The organism is Streptomyces sp. NPDC048523 (genome assembly GCF_043199815.1).
GTDB lineage: Bacteria > Actinomycetota > Actinomycetes > Streptomycetales > Streptomycetaceae > Streptomyces.
Map to the genome: position 1 here is coordinate 436,827 of NZ_JBICWQ010000006.1, position 14,466 is coordinate 451,292.

General features: G+C 70.6%; 18 protein-coding genes. 11 read left to right on the forward strand and 7 right to left on the reverse strand.

Going from position 1 to position 14,466, the window contains the following annotated elements; genetic code table 11:
* Positions 1–46: 46 nt before the first annotated feature.
* Both ACGFWE_RS31295 and ACGFWE_RS31300 read left to right on the forward strand, forming a co-directional pair.
* Complete coding sequence (locus ACGFWE_RS31295) at positions 47–688, forward strand: hypothetical protein (protein ID WP_393603269.1); 642 nt, start codon at positions 47–49, stop codon at positions 686–688.
* A gap of 35 nt (positions 689–723) precedes the next feature.
* Positions 724–1,830, forward strand: a complete 1,107-nt coding sequence (locus tag ACGFWE_RS31300) for a GNAT family N-acetyltransferase (protein WP_393603475.1) — start codon at positions 724–726, stop codon at positions 1,828–1,830.
* Here ACGFWE_RS31300 and ACGFWE_RS31305 read toward each other — a convergent pair.
* Complete coding sequence (locus ACGFWE_RS31305) at positions 1,795–2,094, reverse strand: DUF4031 domain-containing protein (RefSeq protein WP_352388800.1); 300 nt, start codon at positions 2,092–2,094, stop codon at positions 1,795–1,797. The genes ACGFWE_RS31300 and ACGFWE_RS31305 overlap by 36 nt on opposite strands.
* A complete protein-coding gene (locus tag ACGFWE_RS31310) occupies positions 2,091–2,474 on the reverse strand; it encodes a hypothetical protein (protein WP_393603271.1) in 384 nt (127 codons plus the stop codon). The genes ACGFWE_RS31305 and ACGFWE_RS31310 overlap by 4 nt, the downstream gene beginning before the upstream one ends.
* A 67-nt stretch (positions 2,475–2,541) precedes the next feature.
* On the opposite strand from ACGFWE_RS31310, the gene ACGFWE_RS31315 reads away from it, so the two are divergent.
* Both ACGFWE_RS31315 and murQ read left to right on the forward strand, forming a co-directional pair.
* A complete protein-coding gene (locus ACGFWE_RS31315; RefSeq protein ID WP_352388899.1) occupies positions 2,542–3,417 on the forward strand; it encodes a MurR/RpiR family transcriptional regulator in 876 nt (291 codons plus the stop codon).
* 64 nt (positions 3,418–3,481) lie between these two features.
* Entirely contained in the window at positions 3,482–4,417 is a 936-nt protein-coding gene (gene murQ, locus ACGFWE_RS31320; protein WP_352388803.1) for an N-acetylmuramic acid 6-phosphate etherase, read from the forward strand.
* A 147-nt stretch (positions 4,418–4,564) separates the two neighbouring features.
* Here the strand turns inward: murQ and ACGFWE_RS31325 are convergent, their stop codons facing one another.
* From ACGFWE_RS31325 to ACGFWE_RS31335, 3 genes are all read right to left on the reverse strand, one after another.
* Positions 4,565–5,029 carry a hypothetical protein gene (locus ACGFWE_RS31325; protein ID WP_352388804.1) on the reverse strand — a complete coding sequence of 155 codons (465 nt, stop codon included), beginning with the start codon at positions 5,027–5,029 and terminating at the stop codon, positions 4,565–4,567.
* A 402-nt stretch (positions 5,030–5,431) separates the two neighbouring features.
* On the reverse strand, positions 5,432–6,070 hold the full coding sequence (locus ACGFWE_RS31330) for a dihydrofolate reductase family protein (protein WP_393603273.1): 639 nt from the start codon (positions 6,068–6,070) through the stop codon (positions 5,432–5,434).
* Between the two features lie 45 nt (positions 6,071–6,115).
* Positions 6,116–6,787, reverse strand: coding sequence for a class I SAM-dependent methyltransferase (locus ACGFWE_RS31335; protein ID WP_393603275.1), 672 nt, complete (start codon positions 6,785–6,787; stop codon positions 6,116–6,118).
* A gap of 425 nt (positions 6,788–7,212) precedes the next feature.
* Here ACGFWE_RS31335 and ACGFWE_RS31340 point away from each other — a divergent pair, with 425 nt between their 5' ends.
* Complete coding sequence (locus ACGFWE_RS31340; protein ID WP_393603277.1) at positions 7,213–8,013, forward strand: hypothetical protein; 801 nt, start codon at positions 7,213–7,215, stop codon at positions 8,011–8,013.
* Positions 8,014–8,818: 805 nt separating this feature from the next.
* Here the strand turns inward: ACGFWE_RS31340 and ACGFWE_RS31345 are convergent.
* Positions 8,819–10,384 carry a S8 family serine peptidase gene (locus tag ACGFWE_RS31345; protein WP_393603279.1) on the reverse strand — a complete coding sequence of 522 codons (1,566 nt, stop codon included), beginning with the start codon at positions 10,382–10,384 and terminating at the stop codon, positions 8,819–8,821.
* A gap of 23 nt (positions 10,385–10,407) precedes the next feature.
* On the opposite strand from ACGFWE_RS31345, the gene ACGFWE_RS31350 reads away from it, so the two are divergent.
* Positions 10,408–10,536 carry a hypothetical protein gene (locus tag ACGFWE_RS31350; RefSeq protein WP_352388812.1) on the forward strand — a complete coding sequence of 43 codons (129 nt, stop codon included), beginning with the start codon at positions 10,408–10,410 and terminating at the stop codon, positions 10,534–10,536.
* A gap of 100 nt (positions 10,537–10,636) precedes the next feature.
* Here the strand turns inward: ACGFWE_RS31350 and ACGFWE_RS31355 are convergent, their stop codons facing one another.
* Complete coding sequence (locus tag ACGFWE_RS31355) at positions 10,637–11,029, reverse strand: hypothetical protein (protein WP_352388813.1); 393 nt, start codon at positions 11,027–11,029, stop codon at positions 10,637–10,639.
* Positions 11,030–11,144: 115 nt separating this feature from the next.
* On the opposite strand from ACGFWE_RS31355, the gene ACGFWE_RS31360 reads away from it, so the two are divergent.
* The 5 genes from ACGFWE_RS31360 (at position 11,145) to ACGFWE_RS31380 (ending at position 14,461) form a co-directional block, all read left to right on the forward strand.
* Complete coding sequence (locus tag ACGFWE_RS31360; RefSeq protein WP_393603281.1) at positions 11,145–11,984, forward strand: Scr1 family TA system antitoxin-like transcriptional regulator; 840 nt, start codon at positions 11,145–11,147, stop codon at positions 11,982–11,984.
* Entirely contained in the window at positions 11,968–12,162 is a 195-nt protein-coding gene (locus ACGFWE_RS31365) for a DUF397 domain-containing protein (protein ID WP_393603283.1), read from the forward strand. Before ACGFWE_RS31360 ends, ACGFWE_RS31365 begins: the two co-directional genes overlap by 17 nt.
* Before the next feature lie 25 nt (positions 12,163–12,187).
* Entirely contained in the window at positions 12,188–12,736 is a 549-nt protein-coding gene (locus tag ACGFWE_RS31370) for a DinB family protein (RefSeq protein ID WP_393603285.1), read from the forward strand.
* 163 nt (positions 12,737–12,899) lie between these two features.
* Complete coding sequence (locus tag ACGFWE_RS31375) at positions 12,900–13,895, forward strand: hypothetical protein (protein ID WP_393603477.1); 996 nt, start codon at positions 12,900–12,902, stop codon at positions 13,893–13,895.
* Positions 13,892–14,461, forward strand: a complete 570-nt coding sequence (locus tag ACGFWE_RS31380; protein WP_352388818.1) for a hypothetical protein — start codon at positions 13,892–13,894, stop codon at positions 14,459–14,461. The genes ACGFWE_RS31375 and ACGFWE_RS31380 overlap by 4 nt, the downstream gene beginning before the upstream one ends.
* Positions 14,462–14,466 lie beyond the last annotated feature (5 nt).

Consider the following 14,466-nt stretch of genomic DNA (forward strand, 5'->3'; position numbering starts at 1 on the left):
AGAATACGCCGCACGTTCAGCGGCTGACACGCGGGACAATGAAGGCATGGCCGATCTCGACGACCTCCGCGACCGTTTCGTCCGCGCTCTGGAGAGCGCCCGCGCCGGTGACGGCCCCGACCCGGCGCCGTACGCCGACAACCTCCTCACCCGCTGGCAGGAGCCGCAGCGGCGCTACCACACGCTCTCCCACCTGACGGCGGTCCTCGACCACGTCGACGTACTGGAGGAGTACGCGGACGACCCGGACCTGGTGCGTCTCGCGGCCTGGTTCCACGATGCCGTCTACCTCCCGGACCGCTCGGAGAACGAGGAGCGCTCCGCCCGCCTCGCCGAACGCGCCCTCACCGAGGCCGGGCTCTCCCAGGAAGGCACGGCCGAAGTAGCCCGCCTCGTCCGCCTCACCACCACCCACGCCCCCGCCGACGACGACCGCGACGGCCAGGTCCTCTGCGACGCCGACCTCGCGATCCTCGCCGCCCCGCCCTCCGCGTACGCCGCGTACACGGCCGCCGTCCGCGAGGAGTACGGCTTCGTCCCGACCGACGCCTTCCGCGAGGGCCGGTCCGCGGTCCTGCGTCAACTGCTCGAACTGCCCCGGCTGTTCAGGACGCCGTACGGGGAGCGCGAGTGGGAGGCCACGGCCCGCTACAACCTCACCTCGGAGCTGGAAATGCTGTCGCTCTGAGGCGTCCGGCGTCATAGCCTGCCCGCATGGCAGACATGGGCGGGGACTTGGGCGGACAACGGGTGATGGAGGCCGTCGCGGGCGCGGTGGCAGTGCTGCGGCCTGCGGTGGACCGGGACTGGACGGCCGTGAAGCCGGCCGCGATGGAGTGGACCGTCCACGAGACGGCCTTCCACATCTGCGGCTGCCTGATCTCGTACGCCGCGAACCTGGCCGGAGGCGCCCAGGACGACTACGTCCCCTTCGACATCACGCTCGACGAGGGCACCGACAACACGGGCCTGCTGCATGTCCTGGAAACAGGCGGCGCCCTGCTCGCCGCGGCGGTCCGCACCGCGCCCCGCGAGGCTCGCGCATTCCACCCGTACCCGTTCCGCAGCGCGAACCGCGTGGGCTTCGCCGCGATGGGCGTCACCGAGGTACTGCTGCACACCTACGACATCGCCGAGGGCCTGGGCCTGGAGTACGAGCCCCCCGCCCACCTCCCCGAGTACGTCCTCACCCGGATCTTCCCCGAGGTCCAGCCCGGCCCCGACCCCTGGCGCACCCTCCTGTGGGCCACCGGCCGCGGCGACCTGCCCGGCCGCGACCCGCGCACCCGGTGGCGCTGGAGCAACAACCTGGTCCTGCCCACCGAACGCCTGACCCTCCAGGGCGTCACGCCCGCGTCCGCCGCCGAACTGGCCGCGGGCGGCGACGGGGACTTCGAGTGGGTCGGGGACGGCCCCTTCGAGGGCACCCGCGAGGCCGCCGGCATGACCATCAAGGCCTACGAGGCGGGCGTCCACCGCCCGGAGTTCGGCCTCTTCGTCCTCGTACGACGGGAGGACGGCCGCGCGATCGGCGGCATGGGCTTCCACGGCGCCCCGGACGAGGACGGCCGCGCGGAGGTCGGCTACGACCTCGCCGAGAGCGCCCGCGGCCAGGGCTACGCCACCGAGGCCCTGCGCGCCCTGAGCGACTGGGCCCTGGCCCGCGACGACGTGCGCAGCCTCTGCGCCACCATCGAGCCCGACAACGCGCCCTCGCAGCGGGTCATCGCCCGCGCCGGATTCGTCCGGGCGACCGTGGAGGAGGAGCAGGCGTACGGGGAGGCGGAGCCGGGGCTACGGCTGTACGTCCTTTCCGGCGGGGCCGGTTGACCACGCGCGGCCTTTGGGTCGCCGCAACCCCGCCCCCGTGAGCAGCCGCACCACCTCCCGGCTGCTCACCTCCACCGCGCCCGCCGCCACCACGTCGGCGTAGCGGTGTGACGGGATGTCGTAGTGGTCGCGCTCGAAGGCGCGCCTGGGGACGCCCGCCTCCTCGGCGAACGCGTGCAGTTCCTCGAAGGAGGTGTCGCTGACCAGGTGGGACCACATGCGGCCGTGGCCCGGCCAGGTGGGTGGGTCGACGTAGACGGTCACGAGGGGGCGCTCCCGCCCGCCGCGGTCCCGAGCGAGCCGACCGCCGCCACCTTCACGCCCACCTTGTGGCACACCCAGTGCGGATCGGGGCCCAGTTCCGGCTCGACCTCCAGGGCGTGCGGGTCACCGGAGCCGCACACCGGGCACAGGGGCCAGCGGCCGTAGCGTTCGAGCAGCGCGTCCTGGACGTCCTGGGCGACCAGCCCCGGCACGAATTCCGCGCCCTCGGGCCACTGCTCCACCCACCAGCGGCGCTGTACGACGGAGTCCTCGACCAGCGACACCACGTCGGGCGCGGCGACCTCCCCCGCGGCCAGATCGGCGAGGACACGGGCGCGGGCGGTGTGCAGGGCCTGCTCAAGTGGACCAATCGACTCCATGGAGCCATTGTGCGCGCTCTTGACCACCGGCCCGGGCCGAAAATATCTTTCAGGCGTGCCCCAGGAAGTGAAGGAAATTTTCGGCAGCGCTCTCGCCTCGAAGGTGCGCACGCTGGGTCCGTCCATGACCCGCTCCATGCAGCGGGTCGCCGAGGCCGTCGCGAAGGACCCCGCGGGGTGCGCGGCACTCACCGTCACGGGCCTCGCCCAGCTCACGGGGACGAGTGAGGCCACGGTGGTGCGAACGGCCCGGATCCTCGGCTACCCCGGCTACCGCGACCTGCGGCTCGCCCTCGCCGGGCTGGCCGCGCAGCAGCAGTCCGGGCGGTCGCCCGCGATCACCACGGACATCGCGGTGGACGATCCGATCGCGGACGTGGTCGCCAAGCTCGCCTACGACGAGCAGCAGACCCTCGCGGACACGGCGGCCGGTCTCGACACCGTGCAGTTGGGCGCGGCGGTCGCCGCGACGGCCTCGGCGCGGCGGATCGACGTGTACGGCGTGGGGGCCTCCGGTCTCGTCGCGCAGGACCTCACGCAGAAGCTGCTGCGAATAGGGCTGATAGCGCAGGCGCACAGCGACCCGCACCTCGCCGTGACGAACGCCGTGCAGCTGCGGGCCGGGGATGTCGCGATCGCGATCACGCACTCGGGCTCGACCGGGGACGTCATCGAGCCGTTGCGGGTCGCGTTCGAGCACGGGGCCACGACCGTCGCCATCACCGGGCGGCCGGACGGGCCGGTGGCGCAGTACGCCGACCAGGTGCTGACCACGTCCACGGCCCGGGAGAGTGAGCTGCGGCCGGCCGCGATGTCGTCCCGGACCAGTCAGTTGCTGGTCGTGGACTGTCTGTTCGTGGGGGTGGCGCAGCGGACGTACGAGACGGCGGCGCCTGCGCTCTCCGCGTCCTATGAGGCACTGGCGCACCGGCACCGCCGGTAGACACGGCTGGCAGTAGACACGCCCCACCCGCCAGACGTCGGTTACGAAGAAAGAGCCGATTTCCATGACCTCCACCTCCGACCCCCGTGATCTGCAAGCTCAGTTGGAGTCACTGACCACCGAGGCCTTCCGGCCCGAGCTCGCCGACATCGACCGGCTGCCGACCCTCGACATCGCCCGGCTGATGAACGGCGAGGACACCTCCGTGCCCGCCGCGGTGTCCCGGCAGCTGCCCGGGATCGCCGCCGCCATCGACGCGATCGCCGACCGCATGGCCCGTGGCGGCCGGCTGATCTACGCCGGTGCCGGCACCGCCGGACGCCTCGGCGTGCTGGACGCCTCCGAGTGCCCGCCGACCTTCAACACGGACCCGGCGCAGGTCGTGGGCCTGATCGCGGGCGGCCCCGGGGCCCTGGTCACGTCCGTCGAGGGGGCGGAGGACTCCGCGGAGCTGGCGCGGGCCGACCTCGACGGCCTCGCGGTGACCGCCCTGGACACGGTGGTCGGGGTGTCCGCGTCCGGCCGTACCCCTTATGCCGTGGGCGCTGTGCAACACGCCCGCGCGCAGGGGGCGTTGACGGTCGGCCTGTCCTGCAACGCGGGCAGTGCGCTGGCGGCCGCGGCCGATCACGGCATCGAGGTGGTCGTCGGCCCCGAACTACTCACCGGCTCCACCCGCCTCAAGGCCGGCACCGCCCAGAAGCTCGTCCTCAACATGCTGTCGACGATCACGATGATCCGGCTCGGCAAGACCTACGGAAACCTGATGGTCGACGTCCGCGCCTCCAACGACAAGCTGCGCGCCCGCTCCCGCCGTATCGTCGCCCTGGCCACCGGCGCCGACGACGAGGAGGTCGAGCGCGCCCTGGCCGCGACGGACGGCGAGGTCAAGAACGCGATCCTGACCATCCTGGCCGACGTCGACGGCCCCACGGCGGCCCGGCTCCTGGAGGAGACGGGGGGCCATCTGCGGGCGGCACTGGCAGCGACAACTCACTGACAACGACGCCAGCCGGCTGACCGGCCAGACCGGCTCCGCCACGCCGTGGTCGTACGACGAGCTCGGCAACGAAACGGTCGGCGGACGCGTCGCGACTTCCGCGCGTCAGGTGGTGCGACTGGGTACCGGCGCCGCCTCCCCGCATGGTCAGGGTGTGGGTGCGGCGGTGACCAGGCTGCTGGTGACGTCCGCGATGGCCTGGTTCAGCTCGTCCTCGGGCACGTTGCCGCAGACCTTGTAGCCCTCGGTGGCGTCGATGCCGCCGCCTGTGCTGAGGAGTTCGTCTTCGATCCAGGTCCGGCACTCGGACGTGACGCCCGTGGTGGCGGTGGCAAGGGCAGTGGGCAGGGCGCCGTTCACGGCGTCGCGGACCTGGTCGGCCATGAGCTCGCCCGCGTACTTCTCGAGTGTTTTGGTGGCGATGCCGTCGCACTGGGAGGGGTGGGTGCCGGGTGTGGCGCTCGCGCCGGCGTCGATGGCGTCCTGGAGTTGCTTGCGCATGGCCCCCTTGCAGGCGGCTGGGTCGGCCTTGGCGTCGTCTCCGCCGTTGCATGCGGTGAGGGCGGCGGTGAGGACAAGGAGTGCGGCGCAGGCGGCTGTGCGGGTCTTCATGGTTCCCCCGGGGCTTGGATCCTGAGGGGGCATCATGCGACGCCTGGAGCCACTGTGGGGGTGCCGTGGCCGTGTTGTGACGCTGTAGGGGCCCGCCGCCCGGCGCTGAGCATCCCTGCGGGCCCGTGCTCCCCGACACCATGTACGCCAAACGTCGACGCTGAATCGGGAGAGCTGACATGAACGTCGTCGTGGGTGTCCTCATCGCTCTCTTCGGGCAGCGTCCAACGCGCTTGCCTTCCGCCTGATCGGGACGGTCCTGGCCGTCCTGGGGCTGCTCCATGCAACAGGCGTGGTGGGCTGAGACGCCCGATACCGTCACTTTCACCCCGTGCGCGAGTAACTCGGCGGCCTCGAAGCGCGAGATCACCTTTACCCCAGGCCGAAACCCTGGTGGCGGCCTCAGCGGCGGACCAGCAGCGCGTGGGTCACGTTCGGTGAGCTGACCAGCTCGGACACGCGGTAGCCGTCGATCCCCTCGCCCAGGTCGTCGAGCAGCCGCTCGCCGCCGCCGATGAGGAGCGGCGCGATCGCCACGTGCAGTTCGTCGATCAGTCCGGCGCGCAGATACTGCCGGATGACCGCCGCCCCGCCTCCGATCCGGACGTCCTTGCCGTCCGCGGCGTCGAAGGCGCGCCGCAGGACCGCCTCCGGCGGCTCGTCGGTGAAGTGGAAGGTGGTGCCGCCGGCCATCTCCAGGTCCGGGCGCAGATGGTGGGTGTGGACGAAGACGTCGTGGTGGTAGGGCGGGTTCTCGCCCCACCAGCCCTGCCAGGACTCGTCCTCCCACGGCCCGCGCTGCGGACCGAACATGTTCCGCCCCATGATCGTGGCGCCGATGTTCTGATCACCGCGGACGAAGTGGTCGACGTCGGTCCCGGTCTTCCCCGCGGCCGCGTCCTCGGACGCGGAGATGAACCAGCTGTGCAGCTCGTCGCCCCAGCCGACGCCGTCGCCGAACGGAGCGTCCAGTCGCTGGTTCGGACCGGCCATGAAGCCGTCGAGGGAGATCGTCACGTTGTGGACCCGGACCTTGGGCATGGCCTTCACCTCTCGTGGGATGTCGTGCTCTCACCCCTGCGTCGTTCAGAGCCTGCCTGGATCGACATCCTCGCGCACCTTTTTCCAGACGAGGGTGTATCGCCAGAAGAGCCGCCGCCGCAGCCGGACCCCGGGGAGGATGCGGCGGGCTTCCCAAACGAACGCGGTGTGGGGTACGTCGGCCGGGCGGGTCGGGGCGGTCATCGCGACGGGACGCCGTGGTGCCCTGCGTCCCCTGTTCTTGACCCACCCGGTGACCAGGTTGAGCGGTACGGACGCGAGGCCGAGGAGAGCCTGGACGCGGGTGTCTTCCTGCGTCAGCCCGACGATCACCAGCGTTCCACCGGGGGCCAGCTGCTGCCGGAAGCGGGTGAGGGTCTCGGTCAGGGGCAGGTGATGGAGTACGGCGACGCAGGTGATGACGTCGTAAGGGCCCCCCTCGTCGTACGACAGCGCGTCCGCGACGGAGAAGGTCACGGGGAGGCCGGGATCGGTCGACTCCCTCGCCGCGTCGATGATGCGCTCGTCGCTGTCGATGCCGTGCACGTGTGTCGCGCGCGTGGCCAGCAGCCGGGCGAGGTCCCCGGATCCGCACCCGACGTCCAGGGCACGGTCGTAGCGGCGGGGCAGCTGACGCATGAGCCACGGGTGGAAGTGGGCGTTGTGGGACCACGGGTGGGCGTCATTGAAGCGGGCGAGGGCGTCCAGGAGCGGCATGGGTCCATTTCAACAGGGCATCCGTCCCTCCCTGTTGGCCTTCCGCACCCTGGCCCGCAGCACGTCTGTCTGCGGGGCGGGCCCGGTGGCCTTCCGGTGGCCAGTCCCGCTCCCGCCCGCCACCAGCGCACCGACAGGTCCGTCAGGTGGGCAAAGCGGGTCGGACTGCAGCCCGTCGTCGCTCAGGGGTCGGGATGCGGGGGCGGGTCATGCGGGTCTCACCAGGTCACAGGGCGGGCAAGCCCGCCTCGTACACCCGAGCGGCACGCCACCGGGTGCAGTGGAGGCCGGCGACGGTGAGGCTGAGAGACATGGTTCCTCCGCCAGAGCCGCCACCCAGCCCGGAGCCCGTGCGCTCATCGCCAGCGGCGTCTCTCCTGCGGAAGACTGCGTTCATTGCCGCTCCGGGGACCATCGTCTTCGCGTTGCTCTACTACTTCGGCAGCGTCTACACCAAGTCGTACTACACCACCCTCGGCGTCTTCCCCGAGGATCTCGGGTTCTCCATCCAGGGCACCGTCGCCAACAGCACGGACGTGGTCTTCTTGCCCGTGTGTCTGTTCCTGATCGGTGGCCTGATCTCGTTTCTGTCGCTCGGCTGGCTGGCACAGTGGCTGGACGGACCCAGGCGTGCTGCTCGTCGCCGTGCGGCGATCAGCGGGCTGCTCACCCTCGGGGCGGGGGTGGTGCTGCTGGGTTGCGTGGCCTTCGGCTGGGAGGTCCTGCCGACGCCATGGGCGCGGCAGTTCCTGCCGGCCCTGACGGTGGCAGTGGGAGCGGCGCTGGCCGTCTTCGCCGTCCACCTGCGCCTGACCGCGCACGCGGGTGCCCAGAACCGGCGGCCCCCGCACAGCGACCGGTTGTGGCTGGCCGGCGGCACGCTCCTCTTGGCCCTGTTGACGCTCAGCCTGTTCTACGACATGTCGCAGTACGTGGGGGCGGTCGGCCGCGGCGACGGGAGGGCGGAAATCGACGAGGGTTACCCGGGCACCCTATTCGTGATGGTTCATTCGCGAGTGCCCCTGGCCCACTACGCGCCGGGCATCACATCGAAGGACCGCGGCCCCGGTTTCAGCCCCTATCGCTACGAGTACCAGGGCTTCCGCATCATTGCGAAGGCGCCGAACCGCTTCTACCTGGTCTCCCGCACATCCCGATGGAATGACCGCGTCGTCCTCGCGCTGCCCGATGACGACACCGTGTGGGTGGAGATCCGCGGCGTGTGATGTGGGGCCCTACGGTGTCGAAGTGCCGTCTGCGGTGGAAGCTGGCGGGGTCGTGGGTTCGGAGGGGGTGGGCGGCGCCGTCGTGGGCGCCGTCGTCGTGGGGGTCTCCGGACTGGGGGGCTCCGGACTGGGGGGCTGCGTGGTCGGGGTCGTGTCACCGACCGCGAACCCGACCACGGGGTAGGTCGTGGTGGCGCCGTCCGCGGTCGTGACGACGAGTTCTCCGGAGTACTGCCCCGGCTGCGTCGGTGTGTGCTCGATGGCCACGGTGCACGGGTTCGGTGGCTGCGGACCAAAGCAGTCGGTGCCCTTGAGCTCGCCCTGCCCGTTGCCCTTGGACCGGTAGACGATGTTCTGCTCCGGTTTGGGCTGCTGTTGCCCCGGGCGTTGATCGCCACGTTTCCCGTGGCCGGCTCGTTCACCCTCACCTGCGACATGTGGATCGTAGGCCCGGAGCCACTCTCGTCGTCACTGCCCGGGAAGACCGAGGCGAGCGTCTCTGCCGCGGCCGGCGTCTCCATGCCGTTCCCGGTCTCCTGGCCACTGGTCTCATGTACGGTTCCTCCGCCCGAAGCAGAGTCCTCCTTGCAACCGCTCGTCGCCGTCAGCGCGGCGACCAGCGTGGCGGCGGCAAGGCAACGGATACCCGTTGAAGTCATAGGCGTTGGTCCCTCCACTCGCGGTCGGATCGGCCATCGCGTCCAGAGGCGCTCCGTACGCCTGACTGGCCGAGGCGGGGCACACCCGGGTTCGCCGGGCCGTCCATCAGAGGCTTCCCGGTGGACGGCACGCCGCGTGTGGGCTGTCAGACCGAGGCGAGGCGGTCCAGCAGCGCCTGACCGTCCGGGACACCGAGTCCTGTGCAGGCGTCCCAGCCGGGCGTGGCCGCGAAGTCGCCGATGTCGCCCAGAGTGATGTCACGGAAGCCGGCCGGGCTCACCCCCGGTGCCGCACCCTCGTACAGCACGGGCTGGAGCATGCCGAGCGGGTGGCCGAGTGCCTCGGCGAGACGGACGCTCAACGCGGCCCACAGCGGGGCCGCAGCGCTGGTGCCACCGATGATCTCGTCCTGGCCGTGGATGAGTACCCTGTATCCGGTCCTGGGGTCGGCGTCAGCGGCCACATCGGGCACGCCGCGTCGGCGGTCCTGGCCGTTGCCGTTGGGCACTCCGACGTTCGCCTGCCAGCTGGGCTGCTTGAACTTGCGGCTGACACCACCGCCGGAGGCGGACCCGTCGCCGTTGTTCCACACGGTCTCGGAGTCGACAGTGCCGGTGGCCGGGTCGGCTTCCAGGTGCGTACCGCCGCAGGCGAGGGCACGGGGGCTCGAGGCGGGGAAGTCGGTGTGCCGCCGGCCCGTCGGGTCGCCGTCGCTGCTGCCGTTGTCACCGGAAGCCACGCAGACGGTGACGCCCACGGCAGCGGCGTCGGCCAGCGCGGCGTCGAGGATCGCGCGGCCCTGGGCGGTCCACAGGTCCTCGCGCTGGCCCCAACTGATGCTCACCGCCGTGGGCGTGGGATCAGCGAACACGGCGGTGCTGATGGCGTCGGCGAAGCCCTGCGCACTGTTCTCCGCGAAGTACACGACTTGGCGCGCTCCGGGCAACAGCGCGCCGATCACCTCGATGTCGAGCATCACCTCCCCGTCGGCCGGGTCGCCCGGGGAGTTGCTGCCGCCGCCCACCTTGACGACGTCCACGCGCGGCGTGGGCATGCCCAGCTCGGCGAAGTACGCGTCCAGGTCGCCTGCCGGGATCCCACCGCCGAGTTCCACGACACCGATCGTGTGACCGCTGCCGTCCGTGCCGTCGGGGAAGCGGTAGATCTTGCCGAGGTCGACGGGCGAGTACGACGACTGGACAGCATGGGCCTTCATGCGCTGGATGTGCGGGCGGGCCTGCGGTCGGTTGTCCAAGCCCGTCACGCCGATCACCACGCCTTCCCACTCGGGCAGGATGCGCAGGTCGCCGGTCCGCTGCCGGTGCTCCACCATGCGTGCTTCGTCCGCCGGGTCGGGTGTGGTGACCATGGTCAGTGAGTCGGCCTGCACTACGGATCGCAGCCGGCCGAGCGTTCCGGAGATCTTGACCCGGCGTGAGGCCGGATCCGTTTGCGTCACCGTCAGCCCGTGCTGCTCTGCCGACCGCTTCACCATGTCGATGTCGGCCGGGTCGGCACCGTAACGGGACGCCAGTTCCTCACGCGTGATCGTCTCGGGTCCCTCGACCAACTCGTCCGGGATCTCGGCGCGCCGACGCAGGACCAGGGTGACCTCGATGCGTTCTGAATCGCTCACCGCTCCGGTCGAGCGCGCTTCCGCGTGGACGCTGCGCTCACTGCCTCGGAGGGGAACCAGTCTCGTGTTGTCCATGACTTCGAGCGTTCCACCGACTCATGCGGTTCGCATCCTGTGCCACCAGCGCAGCCGCCCAGAGCATCATCACGCTGCGCAGCGAGACCGACCAGGACGTTGCCCCGGAGTGGCTTGCGGGGCTGATCGAGAAGTACGTCCCAGGCTCCTGACAGACCCGTCCGAACTCCCAGCCCAGCTACGGGTGTTCGCCGTTCCGTCGCCCAAGTGACCGCCCGTTGGGTCCGGCAGGTCCACCAGCACCCGGAACTGTCAACAGGGCAGCCGTCCCTCCCTGTTGGCCTTCCGCACCCTGGCCCTTAGTACGTCGGCCTGCGGGGCGGGCCCGGTGGACTCCGGCGGACAGTCCCACTCCCGTCCGCCACCGAGGGGCCTGAGCTGGACTCTTCCGCCCAGGTGTCCCATCACCTCCCCCACGCGCCCGTCCCGCTCGTCGACGACGTACGACCCCACCGGTGGCCGCTCCCCGCGCAGTACGGACGCCAGCCGCTCGGCCGTCCGTACGTTGCAGCGCCCCAGGTCGACCAGCGGGAAGGGCTCGTCACCGGCGCCGGTGAGGGGGTCGACGGCGAGGGACGGCAGGACGACGCCGACGCCGGTGAGTGCCTCCCGCAGGGACTCCAGGACTTCTTGGGTGGACCGCACGCTTCCTCCATCGGCACGCAGGGTTGGTGATTCGCAACACAGCGTGTCGGGTGCGGCTCTAACCTGGCCAGACAGGGCGTCCCAACAACCTCGTCTGCTGGATCGGGAGCTGGGCATGGCAGGACCGAAGGATCTGGACCCGTCGTCGTCACCGAGGGCGCTGCTGGGCGCGGAGTTGCGGCACGCGCGGGAGAAGGCGGGGCTGAGCCAGGAGGAGCTGGGGCAACGGCTGTTCGTGAGCGGGTCGTTCGTCGGGCAGTTGGAGTCGGGTACGCGGAGGATGCAGTCGGAGTACGCGCGGTTGCTGGATGAGGTGTTGGGGACGGAGGACTTCTTCCGGCGGAACTGCGGGGCGTCGGCGAAGTCCAAGTATCGGGAGCATTTCGCGGAGGCCGCCGAGGCGGAGGCGAGGTGTACGGCGATCAGGCAATACGCGTCGATGCTGATCCCGGGCCTGCTCCAGACACCCTCGTACGCACGAGCCGTCTGCCGTGCCTATCAGCCCACGGCTCCGGACGACGTGATCGAGGAACTGGTGAAGGGCCGGATGGAGCGGACCCGCATCCTGGCCGATCCAACAACGCCGCTGTTGTGGACCGTGGTTGACGAAGCAGCGCTGCGTCGGGTCACGGGCAGCCGAGCGGTCATGGGCGAGGCACTGAACCACATCGCCGACCTGGCCCACCGGAGCCGTGTCATCGTCCAGGTCCTGCCGTTCGACGCGGGAGCCCACCCGGCGATGCAGGGTTCCATCAAGCTGATGGACTTCGACGACGCTCCGCCCTTGGTCTACCTGGAGGGAGTCGACACCGGACGGCTGGAGGACGATCCCGCGAGCGTCGCCCGCTACCGGCTCTACTACGAACTCCTCACGTCATCCGCCCTCCCCCGCGAGAAGTCCCTGGTCTTGATCAGGAGGATGGCGCAGGATTACGCACATGAGGAACACCCCTGAGTCCTGGCGCAAGTCCACGTACAGCGGTGGCACCGGCGACGACTGCCTTGAAGTAGCCGACGGTCACCCCACTACCATCCCCGTCCGCGACTCCAAGACCCCCCACGGCCCGAAGCTCATGCTCCGGCCGGAGGCATGGTCCGCCTTCGTCGAGGCGGTCGTAGAGGTCAGGATCTGACCTATACGGCTCCTAGCGTGGCCCCATGACCGACACCACACACACCACCACCGCCACCGCCACCACCACCGACGAGCGCACCGACCTGCTGGAGGCGCTGGCCCACAGCCGGCGCTTCCTGCGCTTCACGACCCGCGACCTCACCGACGAGCAGGCCGGGCAGCGGACCACGGCCAGCGAACTCTGTCTGGGCGGCCTGATCAAGCACGTCACGTCGGTGGAACGGCACTGGGCGGACTTCATCCTCAACGGCCCCGCGGCCATGCCCGACTTCACCGCGATGACCGAGGAAGACTTCGCCCGGCGGGCCGACGAGTTCCGGATGCAGCCCGGCGAGACGCTGGCCGGTGTGCTGGCCGACTACGACGAGACGGCCCGCCGCACCGACGAACTCGTCACCGCCCTGCCCGACCTGAACGTCTCTCACCCACTGCCCAAGGCGCCCTGGAACGAGCCCGGGGCCCGCTGGTCGGCCCGCAGGGTGTTGCTGCACATCACCGCCGAGACCGCCCAGCACGCAGGTCACGCCGACATCATCCGAGAGTCCCTGGACGGCGCCAAGAGCATGGGCTGACCTGCTCCCGAAGCTCAAGCCTCCAGCTCCGAGCCCTCTCCCTGTGCTCCCGTCGGCTGATTCTCACTCCTCCTGAGAGATGACATGGATGCGCCCGGCGGTTGACGCCCGTGCGGGCGTGCCGAACGAGACTGGAACTCCGTTGCTTGAATTGGGGGTTCAGGTGGATCGGTGGGATCGGGTCGGGCGGGTCGCGGCGTATGGGGCAGCACTGGCGCTGACGCCCTACTTGCTGATCAAGGTGTCGTGGGTGGTCGGTTCGCTCTTGGGGCTGCTGCCGGTCGGGACCGGGTTCGGCATGGCGGAGTGGGTGGTGCTCAACAGCGCCACGATCGGTATGGCGGGGATCGGGATCACGGTGGCGCTCGCGCTGGTGCGGCCGTGGGGGATGCGCATACCGGGAGCGCCGTTGGCTTTCTGCGCCTGGGTGGGAACGGGGTTCCTCGTCCCGGTGTTGCCGTACGCCGTTCTCAGTTCGCTGCTGGGCTCGGAGGACGGCGATCCGAAGAGCGGGAGCGACGCAGGCCCGTCGATGCCGGTCTGGGAGGCAGCGCTGATTCAGATCGGGTTCGTAGGTATGGGGCTGGGTCTGGCCATCGCTCTGCCCACGTACTTGCGGCGACGCTGGCCGGACGCGTTCGCGGGTCGGCTCGGGGACCGTGGGGAGGGCTCGCCAAGGGCGCCGCTGCCATGGATGGTCGTGGTCGGGGTCGCAGTCGGTCTCATCTGGCTGTACTGGGCGGTGGGCGGCACCGCAGGTGTGGCCCACCGCGGTGAGCGGGACCTCGCTTGGTATGTGCTGTCCGGCGTCTTCGGGTTCTGGGCGTTCGTGGCGTCCGCCGCTACCTGGGCTGCCGTCCGAGGCAGGCCCGCACGAATGCCCCGATGGTGCCCGATGGTGCTCGGCTGGGTCGGCTCGGGCTCATTGTTCGCCTGGAGCGGCTGGAAGCTTCCGTTCACCCTGTACCTGGCGGTCGCGCAGCCGGCCGATGCAGCCCTGCCGGAAAACCTGGCGCTCGCGGCGGTCCTGCACCTTGCGGCGGTGGGGGCGGGCGCGGCGATGCTGCGAGCGCTCGTTCTTGGGCCGGATCAGAAAAACCCGGGTCGGCGTCACCCTCGATACCGAAAAACTCAAGGATTACGCAGACTGGGACCATGAACCACGCCCAGCTCACCGCCCTAGGCCGTGCCCTCCGTCTCCTCGGGGAGCACGGCGAGTCGCTCTCCGGCGACGCCCCGGACGCCAAGCTGCACGAGGTCAGGACCGACCTCAAGCGGGCCCTGGAGCTGCTGGAGACCACCGTCACCACCGCCGTCCCCACCACCCGCTGCGCCGAGCACCCGAACGGTCCGGTCGACGAGAACGCCCCCGACCTGTGCCTGCTGTGCGAGACCCGGCGCAGGGCGGCCCGTCGCGCCGAGATCAACGGTCCCGCCGCGCGCCCCCGCTCCGCCGAACCCACCCCCTCCCGCTACGGCGTCCGCGAGGACCGCCCCCAGCCCCAGCAGCGCTGGCTGCCGGAGCTGTGGACCGGCCAGGAGTGGCAGCTGTGCGGGACGCCGAGGCGGGACCGGCACGAGGCCGAGCTGTACATCAACGCCCAGCGCCGCGGACCGCGCGCCGCGATGGCGTACCGGCTCGTCCACGAGTTCACCGACTACGAGGTGCTGCGGGTGTGGGGCACCCCGGTGCGGGTCGACATCGAGCCGCTCGGCAACCTCTAAGAGTC